This window comes from Klebsiella ornithinolytica NBRC 105727 = ATCC 31898 (genome assembly GCF_001598295.1).
Lineage (GTDB): Bacteria > Pseudomonadota > Gammaproteobacteria > Enterobacterales > Enterobacteriaceae > Klebsiella > Klebsiella ornithinolytica.
Map to the genome: position 1 here is coordinate 61,390 of NZ_BCYR01000001.1, position 25,953 is coordinate 87,342.

23 protein-coding genes and 1 pseudogene are annotated in these 25,953 nt (G+C 56.7%); 16 read left to right on the plus strand and 8 right to left on the minus strand.

Annotation, left to right across the window (positions count from 1 at the left end):
- Positions 1-185: 185 nt before the first annotated feature.
- The 8 genes from grpH (at position 186) to ROR01S_RS00330 (ending at position 8,314) form a co-directional block, all read left to right on the plus strand.
- Positions 186-467, plus strand: a complete 282-nt coding sequence (gene grpH / locus ROR01S_RS00295; RefSeq protein WP_004863596.1) for a propanediol utilization system shell hexameric protein GrpH — start codon at positions 186-188, stop codon at positions 465-467.
- A gap of 21 nt (positions 468-488) precedes the next feature.
- Positions 489-1,274, plus strand: coding sequence for a propanediol utilization microcompartment protein PduB (pduB, locus tag ROR01S_RS00300; protein WP_015584072.1), 786 nt, complete (start codon positions 489-491; stop codon positions 1,272-1,274).
- A gap of 41 nt (positions 1,275-1,315) precedes the next feature.
- A complete protein-coding gene (locus tag ROR01S_RS00305) occupies positions 1,316-2,830 on the plus strand; it encodes an aldehyde dehydrogenase family protein (RefSeq protein ID WP_064358975.1) in 1,515 nt (504 codons plus the stop codon).
- Between the two features lie 25 nt (positions 2,831-2,855).
- Positions 2,856-3,155: a hypothetical protein gene (locus tag ROR01S_RS00310; RefSeq protein WP_004863604.1), complete on the plus strand. Its 300-nt coding sequence runs from the start codon at positions 2,856-2,858 to the stop codon at positions 3,153-3,155.
- A gap of 10 nt (positions 3,156-3,165) precedes the next feature.
- Positions 3,166-3,741 carry a DJ-1/PfpI family protein gene (locus ROR01S_RS00315; RefSeq protein ID WP_004863606.1) on the plus strand — a complete coding sequence of 192 codons (576 nt, stop codon included), beginning with the start codon at positions 3,166-3,168 and terminating at the stop codon, positions 3,739-3,741.
- 78 nt (positions 3,742-3,819) lie between these two features.
- Positions 3,820-6,363, plus strand: coding sequence for a glycyl radical diol dehydratase GrpM (grpM, locus tag ROR01S_RS00320; RefSeq protein ID WP_015584070.1), 2,544 nt, complete (start codon positions 3,820-3,822; stop codon positions 6,361-6,363).
- A gap of 109 nt (positions 6,364-6,472) precedes the next feature.
- Entirely contained in the window at positions 6,473-7,390 is a 918-nt protein-coding gene (locus ROR01S_RS00325; RefSeq protein ID WP_004863616.1) for a glycyl-radical enzyme activating protein, read from the plus strand.
- 96 nt (positions 7,391-7,486) lie between these two features.
- Positions 7,487-8,314, plus strand: coding sequence for an MIP/aquaporin family protein (locus tag ROR01S_RS00330; protein WP_004863618.1), 828 nt, complete (start codon positions 7,487-7,489; stop codon positions 8,312-8,314).
- 795 nt (positions 8,315-9,109) lie between these two features.
- Here ROR01S_RS00330 and ROR01S_RS27800 read toward each other — a convergent pair.
- The 8 genes and pseudogenes from ROR01S_RS27800 to ROR01S_RS00370 all read right to left on the minus strand — a co-directional run.
- Positions 9,110-9,376 (minus strand): annotated as a pseudogene (locus ROR01S_RS27800) (BMC domain-containing protein); the annotation flags it as partial.
- Between the two features lie 12 nt (positions 9,377-9,388).
- Entirely contained in the window at positions 9,389-10,612 is a 1,224-nt protein-coding gene (gene metK, locus ROR01S_RS00340) for a methionine adenosyltransferase (RefSeq protein ID WP_099144284.1), read from the minus strand.
- 100 nt (positions 10,613-10,712) lie between these two features.
- Positions 10,713-11,765 carry a response regulator gene (locus ROR01S_RS00345; protein ID WP_064358976.1) on the minus strand — a complete coding sequence of 351 codons (1,053 nt, stop codon included), beginning with the start codon at positions 11,763-11,765 and terminating at the stop codon, positions 10,713-10,715.
- 2 nt (positions 11,766-11,767) lie between these two features.
- Complete coding sequence (locus tag ROR01S_RS00350) at positions 11,768-13,009, minus strand: sensor histidine kinase (protein WP_004863628.1); 1,242 nt, start codon at positions 13,007-13,009, stop codon at positions 11,768-11,770.
- A 371-nt stretch (positions 13,010-13,380) separates the two neighbouring features.
- Positions 13,381-14,370, minus strand: coding sequence for an isopenicillin N synthase family dioxygenase (locus ROR01S_RS00355; protein WP_064358977.1), 990 nt, complete (start codon positions 14,368-14,370; stop codon positions 13,381-13,383).
- 21 nt (positions 14,371-14,391) lie between these two features.
- The gene (locus ROR01S_RS00360; protein WP_064358978.1) at positions 14,392-15,810 is read right to left on the minus strand and encodes an amidohydrolase family protein; all 1,419 of its coding nucleotides are present in this window, start codon (positions 15,808-15,810) and stop codon (positions 14,392-14,394) included.
- A gap of 11 nt (positions 15,811-15,821) precedes the next feature.
- Positions 15,822-16,811 (minus strand): ABC transporter substrate-binding protein, encoded by a 990-nt coding sequence (locus ROR01S_RS00365; protein ID WP_015584064.1) that lies wholly within the window; start codon positions 16,809-16,811, stop codon positions 15,822-15,824.
- Positions 16,812-17,111: 300 nt separating this feature from the next.
- A complete protein-coding gene (locus ROR01S_RS00370; protein ID WP_004863639.1) occupies positions 17,112-18,011 on the minus strand; it encodes a LysR family transcriptional regulator in 900 nt (299 codons plus the stop codon).
- A gap of 208 nt (positions 18,012-18,219) precedes the next feature.
- On the opposite strand from ROR01S_RS00370, the gene ROR01S_RS00375 reads away from it, so the two are divergent.
- From ROR01S_RS00375 to ROR01S_RS00410, 8 genes are read left to right on the plus strand one after another with little or no spacing between them, the layout of a single operon-like run.
- Entirely contained in the window at positions 18,220-19,188 is a 969-nt protein-coding gene (locus tag ROR01S_RS00375) for a PDR/VanB family oxidoreductase (RefSeq protein WP_064358979.1), read from the plus strand.
- Between the two features lie 11 nt (positions 19,189-19,199).
- Positions 19,200-20,483: an amidohydrolase family protein gene (locus tag ROR01S_RS00380; RefSeq protein WP_004863646.1), complete on the plus strand. Its 1,284-nt coding sequence runs from the start codon at positions 19,200-19,202 to the stop codon at positions 20,481-20,483.
- Positions 20,473-20,928 carry a RidA family protein gene (locus ROR01S_RS00385; RefSeq protein WP_004863650.1) on the plus strand — a complete coding sequence of 152 codons (456 nt, stop codon included), beginning with the start codon at positions 20,473-20,475 and terminating at the stop codon, positions 20,926-20,928. The genes ROR01S_RS00380 and ROR01S_RS00385 overlap by 11 nt, the downstream gene beginning before the upstream one ends.
- Positions 20,929-20,950: 22 nt before the next feature.
- Complete coding sequence (locus ROR01S_RS00390; RefSeq protein ID WP_004863652.1) at positions 20,951-21,820, plus strand: creatininase family protein; 870 nt, start codon at positions 20,951-20,953, stop codon at positions 21,818-21,820.
- 11 nt (positions 21,821-21,831) lie between these two features.
- Positions 21,832-22,815 (plus strand): ABC transporter substrate-binding protein, encoded by a 984-nt coding sequence (locus ROR01S_RS00395; protein ID WP_064358980.1) that lies wholly within the window; start codon positions 21,832-21,834, stop codon positions 22,813-22,815.
- A complete protein-coding gene (locus ROR01S_RS00400) occupies positions 22,812-23,642 on the plus strand; it encodes an ABC transporter ATP-binding protein (RefSeq protein WP_004863658.1) in 831 nt (276 codons plus the stop codon). The genes ROR01S_RS00395 and ROR01S_RS00400 overlap by 4 nt, the downstream gene beginning before the upstream one ends.
- 1 nt (position 23,643) lies before the next feature.
- A complete protein-coding gene (locus ROR01S_RS00405) occupies positions 23,644-24,459 on the plus strand; it encodes an ABC transporter permease (protein ID WP_004863661.1) in 816 nt (271 codons plus the stop codon).
- 26 nt (positions 24,460-24,485) lie between these two features.
- Entirely contained in the window at positions 24,486-25,892 is a 1,407-nt protein-coding gene (locus ROR01S_RS00410; protein WP_162268824.1) for an FAD-binding oxidoreductase, read from the plus strand.
- Positions 25,893-25,953 lie beyond the last annotated feature (61 nt).

The window sequence follows — 25,953 nt, forward strand, 5'->3', positions numbered from 1 at the left end:
CATACGGGGAGGATTTTATTGTCCAGCTGAAAACGGGAAAACAAGAAAGTCTCTCTGCCGGGCAAAACATTTTGTCTCTGACGCAATAACATCGTAGTGCATGAATTTATTAAGTCTATGAACTCAACCTTTATCGGTTAATTCATAACTTGCTTTTACTCTCACCTGGAAATATTGAGGTCGTTATGCAACAAGAAGCATTAGGTATGGTTGAAACAAAAGGTCTGGTTTCCGCAATTGAAGCCGCAGATACCATGGTTAAATCCGCTAACGTCACCCTGGTCGGTTATGAAAAAATTGGTTCCGGGTTGGTTACCGTCATGGTGCGCGGCGACGTCGGCGCAGTCAAAGCGGCAACGGACGCAGGCTCAGCGGCGGCAGGTAAAGTCGGTGAACTGGTCTCCGTACATGTGATTCCGCGCCCACATATTGAAGTGGAAAAAATCCTGCCGAAAGCTGTCAGTTAATAAAGCCAGAGGATACCGACCATGAGAGATAATCTTGTTGAGCAGATTATATCTGAAGTAATGCACAAACAGACTGATGATCGCGCAAATAATAAAACGCCGGCCAGCTTTATCGGTTGCGGTTTAACTGAATTTGTCGGAACGGCCCTCGGGCATACCATTGGATTAGTTATTGCCAATGTTGATCATCAATTACATGAAGTCATGAATATCGACAAGAAATATCGCTCCATCGGTATTCTTGGCGCCCGGACCGGGGCCGGTCCGCATATATTTGCCGCGGATGAGGCCATTAAAGCCACCAACAGTGAAATTCTCTCTATTGAGCTGGCTCGCGATACCGAGGGCGGCGGTGGGCATGGTTGCCTGATCATTTTCGGCGCCTCCGATGTCTCCGATGTTCGTCGCGCGGTTGAAGTCGCGTTGGGCGAAATTCAACGCACCATGGGCGATGTTTATGGCTCGCCGGCCGGTCATCTGGAATTCCAGTACACCGCCCGCGCCAGCAGCGCGCTCAATAAAGCCTTCGGTGCCCCGCTGGGTAAATCTTTCGGCATGACCTGCGCTTCACCGGCGGCGATTGGCGTGGTAGTCGCCGACGCCGCAGCCAAAGCCGCCGTCATCGAGCCGGTGGGTTACGCCAGCCCGGCGCACGGCACCAGCTTCAGTAACGAAGTGATCTTCACGTTTGCCGGTGATTCCGGCGCGGTACGCCAGGCGGTCATCGCCGCCAGAGACGTCGGGAAACAGCTGCTGGCTACGCTCGATCCGGCGCCGATCAAATCGACCACGACGCCGTACATTTGATGGTGGCACCCACGAGCGAAGCGAAGTAAGGAAGATACAGCATGAACGATCTTGATATTACTCAGGCCGTCTCCCGCGTGCTGAGTAAATATACCAAAACGACGGCACCAGCGCCCGAACAGCCTGCGCCGGCAGCCGCCACACCGTTCGATCGCGGCAGCATCGACGCGATTGTGGCCAGCGTACTGGCAAGCCAGGCCGGAGCCGCTCCCGCAGCGCCTGTCGACGGGAGCGCCGGTGACGGTGTTTTTGCCACCATGGATGCCGCGATTACCGCGGCACAGCAGGCGTACATCCAGTATCGCCACTGCTCAATGCAGGATCGCGCCCGCTTTGTTGACGGCATTCGCCAGTTTTTCCTGCAGGAAGAGATTTTGCACGCGCTCTCGACCATGGCGGTGGAAGAGACCGGAATGGGAAATTATGCCGACAAGATGGTGAAAAACCGCGTTGCCGCGCAAAAAACCCCAGGAGTTGAAGATCTCATCACCGCCGCAATCAGCGGAGATGGCGGCCTGACGCTGACCGAATACTCCGCCTATGGCGTCATTGGTTCGATCACCCCGACCACCAATCCGACCGAGACCATTATCAACAATACTCTCGGTATGCTGGCCGCCGGCAACGCCGTGGTCTTTAGCCCGCATCCGCGTTCGCGCCAGGTGTCGTTGTACTGCGTCACGCTAATCAATCAACAGCTGGCCCGACTTGGCGCCCCCGCCAGTCTGGTGGTCACGGTCGCCAGCCCGTCGATTGACAACACCAATGCCTTAATCGGCGACGCGCGTATCAATATGCTGGTCGCCACCGGCGGGCCGGCGATAGTGAAAACCGTGATGTCGTCCGGTAAGAAAGCGATTGGCGCCGGCGCGGGCAATCCTCCCGTTGTGGTTGATGAAACCGCCAATATCGAGAAAGCCGCCCGCGATATCATCAACGGCTGCAGCTTCGATAACAACCTCCCCTGCGTGGCGGAAAAAGAGGTCATTGTCGTCAATGAAGTGGCGGACTATCTCATCCACTGCATGAAAAAAAGCGGCGCCTGGCTGCTGTGCGACAAACAACATATTCAGCAGTTACAGGCGCTGGTGCTGAATGAAAAAGGAAACGGCCCGAGTACCGCATTGGTGGGGAAAGATGCGCGCTACATTCTGCAGCAAATCGGTATCAGCGTGCCGGAGGAGATCAAAGTTATCCTGATTGAAACCGAACGTGACCATCCATTCGTGCTGCACGAACTTATGATGCCGGTTTTGCCGGTGGTCAGAGTGGAGAACGTCGATGAAGCGATCGATCTGGCGGTGAAAGTTGAACATGGTCATCGTCACACGGCCATGATGCACTCTACCAACGTTGAAAAACTGACCAAAATGGCGCAGCTGATCCAGACCACTATTTTTGTCAAAAATGGCCCGTCATATGCCGGGTTGGGCGTTGGCGGCGAAGGACATGCGACATTTACCATTGCCGGTCCGACCGGTGAAGGCCTGACCTCAGCACGCTCCTACGCCAGGCACCGTCGCTGCGTGATGGTTGAAGCGCTCAATATTCGTTGACTGAAGCAGGATGGCTGACTCGATCATGAAAAAACGCATTATCAACGCGCCGACGCCGGAAACGCTCGCCATGCTGAAAAGGCGGATGCCTTCGGAATCTCGCAACCGGCTGGAAAGTATCCGCATCGACGCTATCGGGTTGATTATGTTGCCGGTACCGGATCTGTACTTTTACGCCGATCTGGCAAGTAAAAGCGCACATGTTGCGGTATCGGAGATCTTTGGCAGCTGTCCGCAGCATATCACGACGCTGGCGCTGTTCGGCGAGATCGCCGCAGTGAATGAAGCCATGCGTATTATTGAGGATGATGACAGTACGTTCTGAGAGTTCGCTTATGAAAAGAATTTTGCTTCTGGCAGGCGATTTCTCTGAAGACTATGAAGTCATGGTGCCATGGCAGGCATTAAGCATGTTAGGTTTCAGAGTGGATGTGGTGTGCCCCGGGAAACGCTGTGGGGAATATATAAAGACCGCGATTCATGATTTTGAGGGCGATCAAACCTATAGCGAAAAACCGGGCCATCTGTTCCGCTTAACCGCCTCTTTTGATGAAGTCAGGATACAGGAATATTGTGGAATATATCTTGCCGGCGGCCGCGCTCCGGAATATTTACGTCTCAACCGGATGGTATTAAATATCATCCACTGCGCCAATAATATTGCGCTACCGATTGCCGCTATATGTCATGGACCACAAATTCTGGTTGCTGCCGGCATATTAAAAGGCAAAACGCTGACGGGATATTTCACCTTAAAGCCTGAAGTTGAAATGGCTGGCGGCATCTGGGTGAGCGCCGCAGACCACGAAGCGGTACATGACGGCAATCTTGTCACCGCGACGACCTGGATGGCGCACCCGGAAATATTACGTCAATTTATTAGTTTAATCGGCAGCAACACTATTAGCTAGCGTACCCGGCCCTACCGTCAGGTAAAAAAACTCAGGTGTGGAAAAACCCCACGCTTATATCATTTCGGGAGTTATTGTATGTTAGAGAAAGGCTTTACTCATCCGACCGATCGTGTAGTAAGACTCAAAAATATGATTCTGCATGCTAAACCGTATGTAGAATCTGAACGTGCGGTGCTGGCAACCGAGGCATATAAAGAAAATGAGCAGCTTCCCGCTATTATGCGGCGGGCAAAAGTCGTTGAGAAAATATTTAACGAACTGCCGGTCACTATTCGCCCTGACGAGTTAATCGTCGGCGCCGTCACGATTAATCCACGTTCGACAGAAATTTGTCCTGAATTCTCTTATGACTGGGTCGAAAAAGAGTTCGACACCATGGCGCACCGCGTTGCCGACCCGTTCATCATTGAGAAAAAAACCGCCGATGAGCTCCACCAGGCCTTTAAATACTGGCCGGGTAAAACCACCAGTTCGCTCGCCGCCTCCTATATGTCCGAAGGGACAAAAGAGAGCATGGGCAACGGCGTTTTCACCGTCGGCAACTACTTCTTCGGCGGTGTCGGACACGTCAGCGTCGACTATGGCAAGGTACTGAAAATCGGCTTCCGCGGGATCATCGATGAAGTCACCCGCGCGCTGGAGAAACTCGATCGCAGCACCCCCGATTACATCAAAAAAGAGCAGTTCTACAACGCCGTTATTCTGAGCTATCAGGCGGCAATCAATTTCGCCCATCGCTACGCGCAGGAAGCCTCGCGCCTTGCCCGTGAAGAACGCGACCCAACCCGTCAGCGCGAGCTGGAACAGATTGCCAGCAACTGTACCCGCGTGCCGGAATATGGCGCGACAACCTTCTGGGAAGCCTGCCAGACCTTCTGGTTTATTCAGAGCATGCTGCAGATTGAATCCAGCGGCCACTCAATTTCTCCCGGCCGTTTCGATCAGTACATGTATCCGTATCTGGCGGCAGATACCGCCATCAGCAGCGAATTTGCCCAGGAGCTGGTGGACTGCTGCTGGATCAAGCTAAACGATATCAACAAAACCCGCGATGAGGTTTCTGCCCAGGCCTTCGCCGGCTACGCCGTGTTCCAGAACCTGTGCGTCGGCGGTCAGACGGAAGACGGCCGTGATGCCACCAACCCGTTAACCTACATGTGCATGGAAGCCACGGCCCACGTGCGTTTGCCGCAGCCCTCTTTCTCGATTCGCGTCTGGCAAGGCACGCCGGATGAGTTTCTCTATCGCGCCTGCGAGCTGGTCCGTCTGGGACTTGGCGTACCGGCCATGTACAACGATGAAGTGATTATCCCGGCGCTGCAAAACCGCGGCGTCTCGCTGCATGATGCCCGCGACTATTGCATCATTGGCTGCGTGGAGCCGCAGGCGCCGCATCGCACCGAAGGCTGGCACGACGCGGCGTTCTTCAACGTCGCGAAGGTCCTGGAGATTACCCTTAACAACGGCCGCTCAGGAAACAAACAGCTTGGCCCGATGACCGGTGAGATGACCCAGTACACCGGCATGGATGACTTCTATGCGGCCTTCAAAAAACAGATGGCGCACTTTGTGCACCAGCTGGTCGAAGCGTGCAACAGCGTCGACATCGCCCACGGCGAACGCTGCCCTCTGCCGTTCCTGTCCGCTCTGGTCGATGACTGCATTGGCCGTGGTAAATCCCTGCAGGAAGGCGGCGCGATTTACAACTTTACCGGCCCGCAGGCGTTCGGCATTGCCGATACCGGCGACTCCGTCTACGCCATCCAAAAACAGGTGTTTGAGGATCGCCGCCTGACGCTCCAGGAACTGAAGGGCGCGCTGGATGCCAACTTCGGCTACCCGGTCGGCGGCACCGCGCATAGCGCGGCGGCAAAATCCTCTCTCGGCGAGCAGGATATTTACGAAGTGGTCAAACGCATTATCGACCGGCACGGCTCGCTGAACCCGGCAGAGATAAAAAACGAAGTCTATCGTCAGCTCGCCAGCGCCAGTCCGGCCCCATCGGCAGGCAATCCGCGTTATGAAGAGATTCGCCATATTCTGGAAAATACGCCGTGTTTCGGTAACGACATCGACGACGTGGATCTTGTCGCCCGTCAATGCGCGCTGATCTACTGTCAGGAAGTGGAGAAGTACACCAACCCACGCGGCGGACGTTTCCAGGCCGGTATCTATCCGGTGTCGGCGAACGTGCTGTTTGGTAAAGATGTGAGCGCCCTGCCGGACGGTCGCCTGGCGAAAGAGCCGCTTGCCGACGGCGTATCGCCGCGCCAGGGGAAAGATACCCTCGGCCCGACCGCCGCAGCCAACTCGGTAGCCAAACTGGATCACTTTATCGCCTCGAACGGAACGCTCTACAACCAGAAATTCCTGCCCTCCTCGCTGGCGGGGGAAAAGGGTCTGCGAAACTTTGGCGGTCTGGTGCGTAACTACTTCGATAAGAAAGGGATGCACGTACAGTTTAACGTTATCGATCGCAACACGTTGCTGGAGGCGCAGAAAAATCCGCAGCAGCACCAGGACCTGGTGGTTCGCGTTGCGGGCTATAGCGCGCAGTTCGTGGTACTGGCGAAAGAAGTCCAGGATGACATCATCAGCCGCACCGAACAGCAATTCTGATTTTGCCTGACCTGCCAGGGCCATACGGCAACGTATGGCCCTTTATCAGACCCGATTTTAGCGGCTGACTTGCTGTTGCCTGGTGGTCGCTTTGTTGACGAGTGATGTTATGAACAGAGTCGAATACGATACCGAAGGCGTGTTATTCAATATTCAACGCTACTCCCTGCATGATGGCCCCGGCATCCGCACGATCCCCTTTTTTAAAGGCTGTCCGCTGGCCTGTAAGTGGTGCAGCAACCCGGAATCACAGCGCCCGCAGCCCGAGTTAATCTATAAAAAAAGCGACTGTATCCGCTGCGGAAAATGCGTGGAGGTCTGTCCGCAGCGGGCGCTTTCTCCGGGCAATCCGTTCTTTATCGACCGCGAACGCTGTATTCAGTGCGGCCAATGCACCGCGGTTTGCCCGACTCAGGCGCTGGAAATGAAAGGCAAACGTATGACCGTCAGCGAGGTGATCCGTGAGCTGCAGAAAGAAGAGAACTTATTTCGACGCTCCGGCGGCGGAATTACCCTCTCAGGCGGTGAACCGCTGGCGCAGCCGGTGTTTGCTCGCGAGCTCCTGAAAGCCTGTAAGGCCAAAGGCTGGCACACGGCGATGGAAACGACGGGAATGACCAGCAAAGCGGTGATTGAGGACGTCTTTCCGTGGGTCGATCTGGCATTAACGGATATTAAGGCCGTGAACCCGACTATTCATCAACTTAATACGGGTGTTGATAACCGTACGATTCTGGAAAACCTGATTCGGATCTCCTTTATCACTCACGTTATTGTGCGCATTCCGGTGATTCCCGGCGTTAACGACAGCCCGGAGGAGATTCGCAGCATTGCTGAATTTGCCCGCCTGATGTCTGGAGTGGACACGATTCATCTACTGCCTTATCACACCTTTGGCGAAAATAAATATACCCTGCTGGGCCGTATTTATCCCATGGGCGATGCCGGTTCGCACTCCGAAGACAAAATGGCCAGCCTGAAAAAAATCGTTGAATCGATGGGATTTCATTGCCATATCGGCGGCTAATCCTGACAACACAAAAAAAAGATTTCGCGCTCTTATCCCTTGTACCCCAATCGTTAAGAGATGGCATAGCGCATCGCTTAATACAGGAAAAAAACTATGAGTGACTCTCGTGAATCAGTAACCGGACAGTGTATTGCAGAATTTCTTGGTACCGGATTGTTTATGTTTTTCGGCACCAGCGTGCTGTGTGCGGCAAAACTGGCCGGCGCCAGCTTCGGTCTTTGGGAAATCTGCATTGTGTGGGGGCTGGGTATTGCGCTGGCGGTCTACCTGACGGCAGGGATCTCCGGCGCTCATCTTAACCCGGCGGTCACCATCGCCTTATGGATGTTCGCCCGCTTTGAGGCGAAGAAAGTGGCGCCTTATATCCTGGCGCAAATGGCCGGCGCATTTTGCGGTGCCGCTCTGACCTATCTGCTGTACCACAATCTGTTCGCCGACTATGAACAGGCCCACCAGATGGTGCGCGGCAGCCAGGACAGCCTGTATCTGGCCAGCATCTTTTCGACCTATCCGGCGGCAAGCATCAGCGTCTGGCTCGCGGCGCTGGTGGAAATTGTCATTACTTCGATGCTGATTGGCTTGATTATGGCGCTGACCGACGATGGCAACGGGGTGCCAAAAGGGCCGCTCGCGCCGCTGCTGATCGGCCTGCTGGTGGCCGTCATCGGTGCGGCGACCGCCCCGCTAACTGGATTTGCCATGAACCCGGCTCGCGATTTTGGTCCAAAACTGTTTACGTTTCTGAACGGCTGGGGCTCCGTCGCCATGACCGGTGGCAGAGAGATTCCCTACTTCCTCGTACCTTTGATTGCGCCGGTCATCGGTGGAATCCTGGGCGCGGCGATCTACCGCTACGGTATCGGGCGCCATCTCCCCGCCGCCAAAGCCGCCGCGGAGACGGTGAGTCATCCGCTGTCCTGATTGACCCGACGCGCCCGCACTCCGCCAGCGCAACACATTGTGGCGGAGTGCTCCACAAACGCCCCTTTTCTGCTCGTGTCACCTGCTCCTCCTCGCCCCAGGCACCTCATCCGATTCTTAGCCGCGCATCCTATTCTTAGCCGCGCATCCGGGCAGAGCCCGGTTGCTCATCTCTCGCTCGCGTCATCTCCTGGCGCGCAGCAACAAAAAAGCCACCTGCAGGTTAATGCCGATCGTTTAAGGGTCAGCTGACCGATCCGGCAGAGGGGTAAGTATCCGCCATTTCAAAGAGATGGCCGGTTTTTTATGCGGCGCTGTCAGGTTTTCAACACGTCTGCAGGCGAGGCAGCCCTCAAGGTCGCGGTTAAGCCAGAGGTTTCGTATTTTCGCGCCAGCCACCGTTTACCGGTATCGTCCAGGCCTGCGATAAAGCAAAAAAATGCGGGTCACCTTGACGTGACCCGCATTAACCCGCAGGTGGCTTAACTGAAATGACAGCGGCTAGCGCCGGGTGTTCTTCGCCCGGGTCCGTGCCGTTTTTTTCTCCTCCTGAGTAGCCTGAACCGCCGACTCATTCTGAGGTTCAGCCTCTGCGCCCACCGGCTGAACCAGCGCCGGGTCAGGTTCCGCCGCCAGCGACGCCGGCAACTCAACGCCCGGGCTCTCCTCAAAAGCCAGGCAGGAGGCGGACTGTGCGGGAGACGTAATATTGACCACCGCTATCGTCGCGTCAGGAACTTCCGCGGCGGCAGGCGCTGTCGGTTCAGGAGGCGTGCCGCACGTTTGTGATGAGGCAATCAGGCTATCAATCCCGGTTGCGGTACGCGCAATGACTTTCCAGGCGTAGACCTGCCCGACCCGGCTAGCGGCGGCAACCCCGGCGGAGACGGCGGCGTTCATGGCGCCAACCTCACCGGTTAATTTGATGGTCACCAGCCCGCTGCCCTTGGTCAGCTCATAGCCAACCAGTTCGACATTCGCCGATTTTATTGCGGCATCAGCGGCCTCTACCGCCACCGTTAAGCCAACGGTTTCAATTAAGCCTAAGCTCTGCCCGGACATATCTCTCTCCTGTTATTTTTCATGCAAGGGGGTACACACCGACGCGCACAGCTGACCGGCGGCATCGTCACGCAACCGCGGCGCCTTATCAGTGCGTTCCCAGGGGAAGACTTCCCGACCAAAATGGCCGTAGCAGGCCGTCTGGCGATAGCGCGGCGCCAGCAAATCAAGCTGGCGGATAATGCCATAAACGCTGAGGTCAAAATGACGGTCGACCAGCTGCGTCAGCTGGTTCGCCGACAGACGGGAAGTCCCAAAAGTATTGATGGCGACCGAAACCGGTCGGGAAAGGCCGATGGCCCAGGCCAGCTGGACTTCGCATCGCGTCGCCAGCCCGGCGGCAACGATATTTTTTGCCACGTAGCGCGCGGCATAGGCCGCCGAACGATCGACCTTCGACGGATCTTTACCGGAAAACGCCCCGCCGCCGTGGCGCGCTGCGCCGCCATAGGTATCGACAATGATTTTGCGCCCGGTCAGGCCGCAATCCGCAGCGGGCCCACCGTTGATAAACGGCCCCGCTGGATTAATCAGCAGCCGGGTAGCGGGGGTCAGCCAGCGTGCCGGAATAACCGGTTTAATCATCTCTTCCATCACCGCTTCCCGCAGCGTCGCCAGCGGAAGGTCGGCGCGATGCTGCGTGGAGACCACGATGGTGTCAGCATAATGGATCCGTCCGCCGCCATAACGCAGCGTCACCTGGCTCTTGGCATCCGGTAATAGCCCATCCAGCTGGCGCGTTTTACGCAGCTGCGCCTGGCGCGCCATCAGCCGATGGGCGTAGAGAACAGGAGCAGGCATGAGCTGCGGCGTTTCATCGCACGCATAGCCGAAGGTTATTCCCTGATCGCCGGCCCCCAGCGAGGCCGGATCGCGAGCGCGGATCCCGTTAGCAATATCGTCAGATTGCCGGCCCAGCATGCTGATAACCGCACAGGTTGCGCCATCAAAGCCTTTCGATGAATGGTCGTAGCCGACAGATTTCACCGTCGCCCGCACAATCTGCTCAAGATCGATACAGGCATCGGTCGATATCTCCCCGGCCACAATCACCGCCCCGGTTTTGACCAGGCACTCGCAGGCCACTTTGGCCCACGGATCTTTGAGTAAACAGGCATCGAGAATGGCGTCAGAAATCTGGTCCGCCATCTTATCCGGATGCCCTTCGGCAACGGATTCAGAAGTAAAGAGGTATTCATCCACGGCAGCGCCACTGTATAAAGAATCGTGTCCCATCTTAGCGGCGCGCGGCGCGGCGACGAGTAAACAATCTTGCCGGGATAGCGGACTTTCTTGCGCTTACGCTGGGGCAAGCGCAAAAAAGACCGGGTGACAATCAGCCCGCCTCGGGCAAGGCGATACGGCGATAATCGGATGGCGCAATGCTGGTCTCTTTCTTGAAGATCCGACAAAAATAGTTCGCATCCTGCCAGGAGAGTTCCAGCGCAATAGTATTCACTTTGAGATCGCTGTAGTGCAGAAGAGATTTGGCGATATTGATTTTTCGGCTGGTAATGTAACTGGAGAACCCGCTGCCGGTACTCTTTTTAAACGCCCGACTCAGATAGCACGGACTGACGAAGGACTCCGCGGCAATATCATCCAGCGTCATGTTGTTAAGCATGTTTTTTTCAATATGGAAACGGGCTCTGGCGACAAAATCCATGCTGCCGCTGGCGCTTTTAAACAGCTGCTCAAAGATCGCGTGGCTGAGATTGAATAACCCTACCATCACCGGCCAGTAGCGGCCGGTGCCCAGACCGTGCTGATGAATGCTATGGATCAGATCGCTATTTTTTTGCCGACACGGGATATATTTATCGCCGAGCCCGGCAAGATGCTGCTGGAGCAATTCCAGGACATCGGTCAGCCTTTTCGCCCCATCGTTATCAGACATGTGTTGCGCGCAGGCCGCATCAAGAATACCGAACAACCAGGTGTGCCAGCCGGGATAATCACAGTTGCCCATCAGATCGCTTATCGTCTGCCGCTGCTCCCGCGTCGCGACAGCCCCCTGTTCATCCACCAGCAAGGTTTTGCGGATCGTATCGCTGAGAATACTCTGCTTAACCGGTTTTAGCAGATAGTCATCCACTTTCAGGCTCAGCATATGGCGCACAATGTCAAAGTCGTCGTTTGCCGTCGTGACGATCACTTTGGTTTGCGTGTTTTTCTGCTTGAGATACTCAATAACCTGATTGCCATTGGGCAGCGGAATGTTGATATCCACCAGCATCATATCGATTTGATTCAGTTCATCGATAAGCTGAATAGCCTTTTTCCCCGTCGATGCCTCATGAATGACAGAATTCTCCACGCAGCGAGAGACGATCCGCTTGAGCGATTCCGACTCAATATACTCATCTTCGACAATAACAATGTTATACATTCTCACACTCCAGACTCAGCTGGCGCCATCGGGAACCGGAGTTTTACCGTGGTGCCGAGCATCGGCTTATGGGGACTGGCAATCTGCAAACCATAGCTTTCACCAAATAACAGCTGCAGGCGATTGTTGATATTATTAATGCCGATCCCGCCTTTCTGTCGATTCTGGTTGCCAGAGAGAATATGTTCAATATCCTCGGGTGAAATGCCATCTCCGTTATCGGCTATCTCGATAATGACATCTTTACCATCATCGGTAGCCCGGAGAATGATGTGGCTTTTGGTTTCACGCGGCTCGACAACATAATTAAAAAAGTTCTCCACCAGCGGCTGAAGAATTAAAAAAGGACAAACCGTTTCATTATATTTTTCAGGAATATCGCAAACATAGTCAAAACGTTCATTCATTCTGACTTTTTGAATGGCCATATAGCAATTGACATAATTCATTTCGCGGCCAAGGGTAATCAGACCATTATTATTTTTGCGCAGTAAATAGCGCATCATATCGGAAAAGTCATGCACCATCGTTTCCGTACGGCTGGCATCTTCGAGAAACGCCAGCCGACCGATCGTATTCAGCACATTAAACAAAAAGTGGGGGTTAATCTGGTAAGACAGCGCCTTGAACTCGGCCTCATGTAATGAACGTTCGATCTCCACGCGTTTACGCAGTTCGCTGGTTAGCTCCTGCTCTTTTTGCCGCAGCTCACGCTGGATGTTGTTGGCATGGGCCTGCTCGACCAGATAAGAGGCAACGTGCAGCAGCGTGTAGGCCGTCGATTCAAAGCGATCGTAGGGCATCCGCGGCGTATTTTCATGCAGATTGATAAGCCAGGGATTCTCTTGCCACAGATGATTATTGTCGAGGATATAGGGGATCGTTTGCTCTTTCTCCGCCTCGACCTTGACCTGCCCTGAAATAAACGCGCCGAGGTAATGACCATTAATCATAATGGGTACCGCAAATTCGACAAAACCGCAGTAGCAGCGATAGACCACCGGTTCGCCGGCGAGCATTGCCGCCCGCCCTCCGGCGCTGTCGCTGTCATAGCAGTGGCGGGCCAGGGTGGCATTCATTCTTGATCGGGCGCAAAAATCAGAGAAACCGCTCGCCTGGGTGACCGGAATACCGTCCTGGTCGACCACCACCAGCGCAATCATCATCGATTGACTAAAATTGTCCTGCAGCGTTTGCAAACGGTCAACATCAAGAAATTCGTGTAATTTGTATTTATTTTTCATGATATCCACCACCTCAAGTCAAATGCCGCTAAACCATACCCTATTTAGCATTTTAAAATGATGAAACCGCTCACAAACAAAAAATGAGTTGTATGAGAATTGTTAATGTGGTGATTACGTTGCTTCTGTTTTTATTATATTAATTAACATTCATCGGCATGCGATAATATAACCCGGGCACAACGATGGCCAAATAAAAGAGAGGCACTCACTAACCGGCTACTGTTCAGACGATTAAATTGAACAGCGCTATGAAATTGTTCTTTTGCGAATATCCGCTATTGATGACCGTAAAATCCCATGCCGCGGCGTGGGATTTTACGGGATGCCCGTTTCAGAAAAAGCCGCGCAACGCCAGCCGTCGGGAAAGCCTATCCTTTGGCAAAATTGGCCTGGATACGCTGCTGCAGATAGGCCTCTGCGGTAATCGGCGGGTATTTCGCCTGCGGCCCGAGGATCTCGACATCTTTATTGGCCTGACAGAAAAACGCCAGGCTATAGCGCGGTCCCTGATACTCATGGGCAAGCGGGCTTCTCACGCGGTGGAAGTTCGAGGGGAGCTGGTCGTCGCTCCAGCGCATCAGCATATCGCCGATATTACAGGTGATCACCTCCTCGCGAGACTCAATGCTGGTCCACTGCTGGCTCTCGCGGTCCTTACCCGGACACACCTGCAGCCCGCCCTGCCCCGGACGCTGGAACAACAGCGTCAGGCAGTCAAAATCCGTATGGGCGCCGGCGCGCCACATCCCCTGCTGCGCCCGCTCGCTGGCGTAGTAGTGCAGCATACGCAATGTGCTCTGGTAGGTCTCACGATCCGGATCGTGAGCGGTGGTGAAAAACGACTCCGCAAATCCCAGCTTAAGGGCAAAGCATGACAGCAGCTTCATCCCCAGCTGCCAGCACCGGGATTCAAACTCCAGCATCGTCTTTCTGAACGCCGGGAGCTGCTGGTCGCTGGGCCACAGCCCCGCCATCAGCGGACGGGTAATCTGGTACGACTCTTTTTGATCCGGGGTCTTCGTCGATGGCCGGACCTGCGCCTTGCTTTCCCAACCGGCATTGCGGGCCAGCGGATACTGCCCTTTCACCTCATCGGGCAGGGCGAAAAACGCCTCGGTCATGCTGAATGCCTGGCGAATTTCCGCCAGCGGAATACCGTGATGACTGACCTGAAAGAAGCCAATATCCACTGCCGCCTCCCATAGCCGATCGGCAATCTCACTTTTCCTCTCCTCAAAATTTGAGAGATCGATACAGCGCACTTCGCGGGTAAACGTCTCTTCCCCCGGCGCGCCCATCAGCGCCTCTTTCTCCAGTTCCTGTAATGCATAGCCCTGATTTTGAACAGATTGCGTCATTATGATTGTCCTGTATTGGGTTTAAACAGCCGCCCGCTGTTGTAGGGTTCGTACCGCCGCCAGCGCGTCGCGACGCATGGCGTCAAGATCCACGCCGGGGATCACATCCTCCTCAACGATCGGCCGGCCATTGAGCAGCAGCGATTTCAGGGAGGCCCGACCGCCGCAGGCCACCGGGCCAATCGCGATATCGTGCAGCCCGAAGTAGCGCGGATCGTCGAGGCGATAAATCGCTAAATCCGCCTGCATCCCGACGCTGATGGTGCCGCACTGCGGCAAGCCGAGGATGTGTGCGCCGCCCGCGCTTCCCCAGCGCACCACATCCTCCACCGTGGCGGCGTCAGCACCGCCCTCAAAGGTGCCGCCAGCGTAGCGCGGCTGCGCCAGCATGCCCTTACGCGCTCGTTGCAACAGCCATGCAGCATGGGCTTCGCTTTGCATATCCGCCGCTTCATTGGAGGCGGCGCCGTCCACGCCCAGCGATACCGGCACCCCGGCCTTTTCCAGCGCCAGCAAATCCGCGATCCCGCTTCCCAACCGCCCGTTGCTTTGCGGACAATGGGCGATGCCGGTGCCGGTTTGCCCAAGTAGCGCGATCTCTTCCGGCAGCAGCTTCACCAGATGAGCAAACCACACGTCATTTCCCAGCCAGTCGTGTTCGGCGCAGAACTGGACCGGCGTCATCGCGAACTTCTCCCGCGCGGCATCCAGATAATCCACGGTTTCCGACAAATGGCTGTGCAGCCGAATGCCCAGGTGACGAGCCAGTTTGGCCATCTCCCGCAGCTGAGCGCCCGGTGCAGAATGCAGCACGGTGGTGGGCGCCATCACTACCCTCCGCAGGGAACCGGCGTCAGGGCGGTGATAGCGTTTGACTAGCCGTTCAATATCCGCCATATAGCCATCGAAGGTTTCAGGACGCAGCGCGACCGGCAGATCCTGCTCAACGGCCCGCCCCTGGGTTGCGCCTCCGCGACACAGAACAATGCGCATGCCCAGCGCCTCGCCTTCGCTAAATACAATCTCCGAGGTATCGAAGGGCATATCGGGCCAGTATAAATAGTTGTGATCCGCGACGGTGGCGCATCCCGATCGCAGCAGCTCCACCAGCCCGACGCGTACCGCCAGACGGAAAGTGTGCTCATCGAACGCGGCGCGAAACCGGTACGGCGTGGCGCTCAGCCATGCCGTCAGGCTCTGATTCAGCCCCTGAGGCTCGCCCTTTAACAGCGACTGGAACAGATGGTGATGCGTATTCACCCATGCCGGATAGACCACGCAGTCCCGGGCATCGATCTGTCGCTCCTCCGGCAGCGCCGCCAGCGAACCGATGGCGGCGATAACGCCATCGTGGATACGGATATCCGGCCCGGCCAGCCGCGCGGCATCCCCCGGGAGACCGCTGAGAATGGCATGCGCGTTTTTAATCACTAATGACATAGCGTCACTCCTCAGGGTTTAATCTGCATAGTCTGCACAAACTCGGTGGTATAGGCCTGCTTCCAGTCGGTAGCGGTATCCAGCAGGTTGGCGCTGACCATAAAATCACGGGTCTTCCGCCAGCGCGTTTCCGTCATCGTCCCCCAGCCCTCGCTGGCGGCGTCGCCGCCATCAATCAGATGATGCTGGCGGATTTGCGTGACGGCCCAGGCCAGCAGATCGTCGGTCATTTTGGGGTTATCTTTTTTAATCAACGCATTTCCCGGGGCCGGGTTGTTCAGGTAGCTCACCCAGCCTTCCATCGACGCGCGGACAAACTTTGCCAGCGCCGCGTTACGGTCGGCGATGGTTTCCGGACGGGCAATCAGAATGCCGCCGTAGGGGGGATAGCCGTGTTCGGAAAACAGGAAGAAGTTTGATTTCACCCCCGCCTTTTGCACCTGGAAAACCTCGGAACTGACGTAGGCTTGCTGGGCGACGTTGTCATCCGCGACAAAGGGTTGAATATTGAAGGTATAGGGTCGGGCCTGGGCATCATTCAGTTGATACTGCCCCTTCAGCCACGGCCACCACGTTGCCTGACCGGAGCTGGAGACCAGAATGGTTTTCCCTTTCAGTCCCTCCAGTGAAGCGACATCGGTATGGGTCAGCAGTCCCTGGGGATCATACTGAAAGGGAGCAGCAATGGCTTTGGCCTGGAATCCCCGCTGAATGCCTTCCAGCAGCTGCAGATCGTAGCCGATAATAACGTCCGCCCGTTTTGATAGCAGCAGCTGCATGCCGTTAACCTGGGGGCCTCCGGAGCGAATGTCGACCTCCAGGCCATATTTTTTGTAGATCCCCGTCGCCTGCGCCTGATAATAGCCGCCCTGCTCCGCCTGGGCGTACCAGGAGGTCAGCAAAACAATTTTCTCCTCGGCCTCAACGGCCAGAGACATACCGCTCAGGGCCACCAGACCCAGCACACGGTAGCCCCAGGGAGTGCGTGAACGTATTTTCATTGCCCCTCTCCTCATAACGCCGGGAAAGAGGACGAGCGGACAACGGCTCAGCCTCCCACCCCGGTCAACGTTGAACCGCGAAATGGTTACTGAGCAATGTCCCGTACGGATAAATCGTACTGACCGCTTCTACTCATATTCCGTTATACAAAAACGATGCCAGGTACGATCGGCATCCGTCATCTCACGACGCCCCCGCAGGAATGCGCTGTTCCAGCGACCCGCTTATGCAACCTTTGATTCATCAACACACAAAGCGCACCATAATAGTGCATTAGTGGATTGTTTTAGTGCCGGGTATCAAATCTGACTGAAGAGAATTTCCAGCTGCTTGAGCATCATGGAGGCAGCCAGCGACAGCTGCCGGGCGGGGGATACGCACAGCGCCAGCGTGAAGGGTTTAAGCTGCGGATCGGTCAACGGAATAAACGCCAGCTGGCCGGACTGAATCTCATCCAGAATATCAAGACGACACAAAATACCGATTCCCATCTGCTCTTTTATCAGGGTTCTTATCATATGAATGTTATTAGAAACAGCCACTTCCCTAACCTCATTGCCGCTGATATTCACCAGCGCTTCCACCGGCTCGCTGATCATCAGCGGCGCGGAAGGAATGATAAACGGGTACTCGATGCACTGATTAAATCGTACGGTGCTGCGGCTTTCCAACGGGTGGCCTTTGGGCACCACGATCCCGATATTCATTTCGGCAAAGGCCCGGACCTGCAGTTCGCGGGAACTTTGGGGGTTGAGCATGATACCAAAATCCGCCTCGCCCGAGATCAGCGCCTGCTGGATGTTGATATTGTTCATGGTGGTTAATGTAAACGAAATGTTGGGGTAATGGTTATGCACCTCCTTCAGCATCGCCGAAAAGAAATGCCGGTTAATGGCATCGATAGTGGCGATGCGCACATGCCCGCGCCGCAGCCCGCGCAGGTCATCCAGCTGCTCGCACACCCGGGTAAAGTCCTTTTTCCAGTTATTTGCCGCGTGCAGGAGCAGCTCCCCGGCGGCCGTCAGGCGCAGTCCCGTCGGATGGCGCTCGAATAGCGGCATCGCCAGCTCATTTTCGACGCGCAAAATCTGACGATCGATGGAAGACGCCGAGACATGCAGCGCCTCTGACGCTTTACGAAACGACCCCTGACGGGCCACTTCGGTGAAATACAGCAGAAAACGGGAGAATGCAAACATGGTCTGGGTGCTCTCTTTTTTGCAACGGGTTGTGCGAATCAAAGCTCTGGACGCAACAGTTTTATCACAATACCGTAGCATTCATAGCGGAGAAACAATCGTTTCACCAATTAACTCACCTGGCGGACAGCCTACGGCGCAGGGCATTTTCTCCCTTCGCTGACTCAGGCCGCCCTGCAGACAGCTTAATATGGGATGGTAAACGTTAATGAAAGACGGCGATCTGATTCCTGTATCGGTCAAGGAAATAAGCCTGAACGGGCAGAGTAATCTGTCATTAAAATTTATTCCCGAAGGCGGGAAAATATTACCCGGCTATTCTGCGGGAGCCCATATCGATATTATGATTCCGGGCGTCGGCCCGCGGCAATATTCCCTCTGCGGGATGCCTGACCACCGCCAGAGTTATGAAGTCTGCGTCAAGCTGGGAGATATCTCCTCCGGCGGCTCCCGCTATTTGCATCATGCGCTTAAGCCCGGCGACCGACTCACCATCTCCCGTCCACGCAACCATTTTCCACTGCCGGCAGCCGGACGTTACCTGCTGCTGGCCGGCGGCATCGGTATCACTCCTCTGCTGGCGATGGCTGAAGAGATAGCACGGCAACATATTGATTTTGAAATACATTATTATGTCTCCACCGCCCGTCACGTGGCCTTTGCCGCGCGGCTGGAGCGGCTCTCTGCGACGGGAAAGATCGTTATCCATTGCAGCGACGAGGGGGACTCTTTGCGCCGGGAGATCCCCGCCTGTTTAACCGCGCCTGACGTCGATACGGCGGTCATTGCCTGCGGCCCGGACGGCTTTATTCAGCGGCTACAGGATATGATGCCAATATATGGCTGGCAGGCCTCGCAATTCTCATTTGAACGTTTTACCTCCGGCGGGCTGAATCATGATGTGGAGAATAAAGGTTTTTATATTGAGCTGGCGTCAACCGGCCAGCGCCTGCAGGTTGCGCCGGAACAAACCATCGCCGAGGTATTATTGCACGCCAACGTCGAGGTCATGCTCTCCTGCGAGCAGGGGATCTGCGGCTCCTGTATTACCGACGTTATCGACGGCATTCCTGAGCACCGGGATAGCGTCCTGACGGCGGAAGAAAAAGCCGGGAACCGTCAGATTACCCTGTGCTGCTCGCGGGCGAAAACGCCGGTTCTGGTTCTCGACCTGTGAGGAGAGCGACGATGCACATTCCCTCCCCCCACACGCCGCTTGCCGGCGTCAGCAACGCCCGTCTCCCGGCATGGGCGCTACCTGCGGGTTGGCCAACGGAGCATAACGGCACGCCGCTGACCGCGGACCTGACCTTTGCCGACGGGCAGATCGCGACGATAGCGCCATCCGGCCAGGCGAATCACGGCTTATGGGATCTCGGTGGAGCGCTGACGCTGCCCGGCCTTGTTGAACCCCATGCCCATCTGGATAAGACCTATACCATTGAACGCTGCCGTCCGTCGGAACCCGGTCTGCTGGCCGCTATTCGCGCCATGCACGAGGATCGCCGGCACTGGACCGCACAGGATCTCCAGCGCCGTGCGTCCGCCGCACTGGCCCGGGCGGCGGCCAATGGCGTCACTCATCTGCGCACCCATATTGACTGGTTCACCGCCGCCGCGCCTGACGCCTGGCAGGAGATCGCCCGCCTGGACCATCCCGGCATCAGCGTCGAGCGGGTGGCTCTGGTGCCGCTGGGACTGTTTGCCGATCCGGCCGCCGCGGAGGCCATCGCGCAGACGGTGGCCGAAGGCGGCGAGGGCTGCTTGCTCGGCGGGTTTGTCCACTCCTCTAACTGGGATCCCGCGGCGATGGAAAACCTGCTGCGCAGCGCGACGCGCTGGCGGTTGGATCTGGATCTGCATATCGATGAGGAGCTCAGCGACAATCCGCGGGGGTTGGCCTGGCTGGCGGAGTACCTCTCCCGCCACGCTTTTCCGGGACGCCTCTGCTGCAGCCACGGCTGCGCCCTGGCCTGCGGCAGCGAAGAGCAGGCGGAGAAGATCCTGCGCCAGCTGGCGGCCCACTCCGTCACCCTTATCGCCCTGCCGATGACCAACCTGCTGCTACAGGATGCGGTTACTGGCCGCACGCCGCGCCAGCGGGGGATCACGCTGCTTCAGGAGGCCCGCTGCGCCGGCGTTGCCACCCTCCTCGGCTGCGACAATGTGCAGGACGCTTTCTGCCCGGCGGGGAGCTATGACCCGCTGGATACCCTGGCCTGCGGCCTGTTCAGCGCCCAGCTCAGCGACGTTTTCGACCGTCAGTCGCAGTTGATTTGCGATCGGGCGGCGTTAACCGGTGCGCCGGCAGACGCTGCGCCTTTCGCCGTCGGCAACGCGGCCAGCGTGGTGATTTTCCCGGGTAGCGACAGGTTTACCTGGCCTTTAAACAGTGCAGCTCGTCTGGTGATTAACCGCGGCAGGTTAACCCACCAGCGGGTGTGGCGACAGGAGATGACGTATGAGTCTTGAAGCAGGCGCGGGCGCTCCGCTGGCGCGGTATGCCGCCTGGCGCAGAGCCGGCGAGTTTATTTTTCTCTCCGGCATTATTCCGGTCAATCCGCTGAACGGCACCATCGTCAACGGCTTTCAGGATGTGCCGGAGGAGGTGCGGGAGCTGCTGGGGCAAACGGGCGAGTTTTCGACGGATGCCAAACAGGGCCCGATTCTGGCCCAGAGCTGGTACGTGCTGGAAAGCATCCGCCGGACCGTGGAGTCCGCGGGCGGGCAGATGAGCGACGTCATCAAGCTGGTGCAGTACTTTCGCAACCTCGACCATTTTCCCTATTACAGCCGGGTAAGAAAGCTGTTTTACCCCGACCAGCCGCCGGTGTCGACCGTGGTACAGGTCAGCGAAATGCTGCCCGACGCCACGGTGCTGATTGAAGTCGAAGCGACGGTCTGGTTACCCCAATAATTCTCGACCCAGAGGCACAGCGATGATCAACGGTTATATTCCTGCAGAGCGCTTTCTCCCTTTTCTGAGCTGGACGGCGATTGCCGCCCTGCCGGACAAAAGCAATACGGTTATCGTGCTCCCCACCGGAGCCATCGAGCAACACGGTCCGCATCTGCCCTGTTCCGTGGACAGCGTGATCTCTTCCGGCGTGGCGGGACATGCCCTCGCCCGGCTGCCGGCGGATATCCCGGCCTACGCCATCCCGCCGATTACCTACGGAAAGTCCGACGAGCATCTGCATTTTCCCGGTACCCTGACCCTGAGCGGCGACACGCTGCTGCATACCCTCCTTGAGATAGCCGAATCCCTGTATCGCGCCGGCTTTCGCAAGCTACTGATGATCAACGGTCACGGCGGACAGCCGCAGGTGCTGCAGATGGCCTCCCGGGAAATGCGCCTGCGTCATGGCGATATGATCATCATCGCGCACGACGTGTTCAACGTCCCCAATAGCGAAAAGCAGTTTCTCAGCCCTCAGGAACAAAAAATGGCGATGCACGCGGGCCATAGCGAGACAGCGCTAATGCTGGCCCTTGCGCCGGAGTGCGTTCATATGGAGCGCGCCGTCGCCAACTTTCCGCCGCCGTTCCCCTGCCCGACCCTGTCAAAAGGCCGCCCCGCGGCGGCCTGGGCTTCCTTCGATTTTGGCCCCAGCGGCGTTATCGGCGACCCGACCCCGGCGACTCTGGAGCAGGGCCAGGGGTTACTCGAATCCCTGGCCGTCAGCTGGGCGCAGGCGATTAGCGAAATCCACCGCATGGAGTGGGTCGTACGTCACGAAGCGAGCTGGGGAAAACACCACTGGAACGGCTTTGTGCAGTCCGCCCCCTCCTCTTCCGTTGCTGAGTAAAAGGAACTCTGATGAAAAATATGCGTACTCCGGCTTACACGATGCTGGCCCTTACGGCCATCGCCGCCTCTGCATCCTGCCTCGCGGCGGAAAAATTTACTTTCCTGACCAACTGGTATGCCCAGGCGGAACACGGTGGTTTCTATCAGGCCCAGGCCAAGGGGCTGTATAAAAACGCCGGCCTCGATGTCGAGATTAAAATGGGCGGCCCGCAGATCAACGTCATGCAACTGATGGCGGCGGGTCAGGCGGACTGCACCCTCGGCGATAACGGCCAGGCGCTGGAGACCTGGCAGGCCGGCGTGCACGCCGTCACCGTCTCCACCGTTTTCCAGCATTCGCCGACGGTATTTATCACCCATGATAAGGTGAATAACCCGGCAGAATTAAAAGATAAAACCTTCTTGCTCGCCACCGAAGCCTATACCTCTTTCTGGCCGTGGGCGAAGAGCGAACTGGGGCTGGGCAACACCAAAGTGCGCCCCTATACCTTCAACGTTCAGCCGTTCCTGGCGGATAAAAATCTGGTGCAGCAGGGCTACGTAACCTCCGAGCCGTTCTCCGTCGCCAAAGGGGGGCAGCCGTTCTACGTCTATCCGCTCAGCGACTGGGGCTACCCTCCCTACGGCAACTCGATTATCTGTATGGCCGACACCATCAAGAAGCGCCCGGCGGCCGTAGCGGCATTCGTCAAAGCCTCGATGGAAGGCTGGAAAAGCTATCTTCAGGATCCCATTGCCGGTAATCAACTGATTAGCAAAGCGAACCCGCAAATGGGCGCCGAGCAGATCGCCTTTGGCATAGCCCAGATGAAGAAATATCAGTTGGTCACCGGCGGCGATGCGATGACCGACGGCATCGGTATCATCACCCAACCGCGGCTGAAAAAAACCTGGGACATGCTGGTGAAAAACAAGCTGATCGACGCCAGCAAAGTACCTTTTGAGCAGACCTATACCCTGGATATGGTCAAAGATGCCGGAGTCATGCCATGAATACCGCCCCTAAACTCACCGTCATGAGCGACAGTCGCTTCGCCCAGGCGCCCGCGACGCCGGCCATCGAAGTACTCTCGGCGGAAAAAATTTACAGCAACGGCACCCGGGCGCTGCTGCCCGTCAATCTGACCATCAATCAGGGCGAGTTTGTGACCCTGCTCGGTCCCTCCGGCTGCGGGAAGAGCACCTTGTTGAAGATGGTCGCCGGTCTGGTGGAACCCAGCGACGGTAAGCTGATGCTGTGGCGTCGCGACAGCCGGGAAAAAGCCCAGCTTCCCCTCTCTTTCGTCTTCCAGGAAGCCACGTTGATGCCCTGGAGCAGCGTCCATAGCAACGTCCGGCTGCCCCTGGATCTTGCCGGCGTCCCACGAGCAGAAGCCAACACCCGGGTGAGCGAAGCCCTTGAGCTGGTGGGGCTGGGCAAGTTCGCCAACGTCCTGCCGCGCGAACTCTCCGGCGGCATGCAGATGCGCGTCTCCATCGCCCGTGGTCTGGTGACGCGGCCAAAACTGCTGCTGATGGATGAACCCTTCGGCGCGCTGGATGAAATTACGCGCAATAAGCTCGATAGCGATCTGCTGCGTCTCTGGCAAGAGCAAAACCTGACGGTGGTGTTCGTCACCCATTCGATCCATGAAGCGGTATTCCTCTCTCAGCGGGTGATTATGATGGCGGCCCGCCCCGGCCGGGTGGTCGAAGATATCGCCATCCGGGAGCCGTTCCCGCGCAGCGAGGAGTTCCGCGTCAGCCCGACATTTTCCCACTATGCCCGGCAGTTGCAGGACAGCCTCTTACAGGCAAGCCAATCCGGTATGGAGCCATAATATGAAAGCCGCTAAATCAACACCGTGGATTAATCATCCCCGCTTTCTCAAAATTCTCTACCCGACCCTCGTCGCGGTCCTGGTGATTATGCTGTGGCAGGGGGCGGTCAGCTATTTCCGCATCCCGCAATTTCTGGTGCCTTCCCCGCTCGTGATGGTGGAAAGCCTGTGGACGCATCTGACGCCGCTGCTGCTGTCGCTGCTGTTCACGCTGAAGATCACCCTGATCTCGTTTCTCCTGTCGATCGTCATCGGCACCGCCATTGCGTTTATCCTGGTGCAGAACCGTTTTGTGGAAACCGCGCTGTTTCCGTACATCGTCTTCTTGCAGGTAACGCCGATTGTCGCTATCGCGCCGCTGATCATTATCTGGGTGAAGGACGCCACCCTCTCGCTGGTAGTGTGCTCCACCCTGATGGCGGTGTTTCCGATTATCTCCAATACCACCCAGGGATTGCGCAGCGTGTCGCCCGGCCTGCTGAGCTATTTCAGGCTCAACCATGCCAGCCGCTTGCAAACCCTGGTGCGACTGCGCATTCCCTCCGCGCTGCCCTATTTCTTCGGCGCCCTGCGTATTTCCAGCGGCCTGTCGCTGATCGGCGCCGTGGTGGCGGAGTTTGTCGCCGGGACCGGAGGCACCAATACCGGCCTTGCCTATCAGATCCTGCAGGCGGGTTACCAGCTGGACATCCCGCTGATGTTTGCCGCTCTGCTGTTAATTTCCCTCGCCGGTATCGCGCTGTTTGGCGTGATGTCGTGGGTATCGCGCCGGGCGCTCAGCGCATGGCATGAAAGCGAAGCGGTGCAATCTCATTAACGTATTGATGATTAACAGGTAGAAACATGATGACTCGTGAGCAACGTCAACAGGCGGTCGCGCTGATCCAGCAGGCATTACCGGAACTGGAGTGGACCTTACAGCCAGCGAAGATCAAACGTCTTTCCCGCGATTTCCACTGGTTCAGCCCGGTGCTCAACCAGCAGCTGGAAGGAAAGCAGGCGGACGCGGTGGTCCGTCCGCGCGACCAGGAAGAGCTGCGGCAGCTGGTTGCCGCCTGCGTAGCGCAGCAGCTGCCGCTGACCCTGCGCGGTAGCGCCACCGGTAATTATGGCCAGCTGGTGCCCCTTGAGGGCGGAGTGCTGGTCGATATGACCGCCCTGAACCGGATCTGCGAACTCAAGAACGGCACGGTGCGCGCCCAGGCTGGCATTCGCCTGGCGGAGATTGAAGCCGCCACTCACCCGACCGGATGGGAGCTGCGCTGCATGCCGTCAACCTTCCGTCTGGCCAGCTTAGGCGGCCTCTACTGCGGCGGCTTTGGCGGCATCGGCTCCATTAACTACGGCCCCCTGGCTGCCCCCGGCAACGTGCTCAGCGTCAAAGTGATGACCGTTGAAGCGTCCCCCCGGGTGTTGACTATTCCGGCTCCGCAGGCGCTGCTGCTACACCACGCCTACGGCAGCAACGGCATTATTCTTGAAGTCGAACTGGCGCTGGCCCCCGTCCATCGCTGGATCGAACGCCTGGATGTGTTTGACGACTTCGCCGATGCTCTGAATTATGCCAACGAGTGCCTCCGTTCTCCCGGTTTCGTCAAGCGCCAGCTGGCGCTGCTTGCCGCGCCAATCCCCGACTATTTTAGCCACCTTAACGGCCATTATCGGGCCGGGCAACACGCGGTCATCAGCGTTATCGCCGAGGAGAGCGAAGGACTCTGTACCGGTCTGATGCTGAAGCATCGGGGAGAAAATGCCATCCGCCAGAGTAGCGATGAGGCCCGGGAGAGCCATACCTCATTAATGGAATATTGCTGGAACCACACCACGCTACATGCGCTCAAAGTCGACAATACGCTGACTTACTTACAAACGGCGTTTAATTATCAGCACTTCCCGAAGCAAATTTTGCAGATGGAACAGCGCTTCGCCGGGGAAGTTATATCGCATATTGAATTCCTCCGCGATAATGATGGCAATATTACCGCCAGCGGCCTGCAACTGGTGCGTTATTCAACAGAAGAGCGACTCAATGAGATTATGCAGATATTTCGCGATAACGATATCAAGATTAATAACCCGCATGTTTTTCAGGTTGAAGATGGCAAGCAGGGAATTATTCGCCCGGATGTCGTGGCCGTTAAACAATATATCGACCCCGATGGTTTGCTAAACCCGGGCAAGCTGCGCGGCTGGGCACTGCGCGACCAGTTAGTCTTAGACCGCAACCCGTTGTCATTAACCGATAAATAAAATTCAGGCCATCTACCTGGCGCCCTACAAAATAAAAGCACAAGGTGATTATCCGCCATAT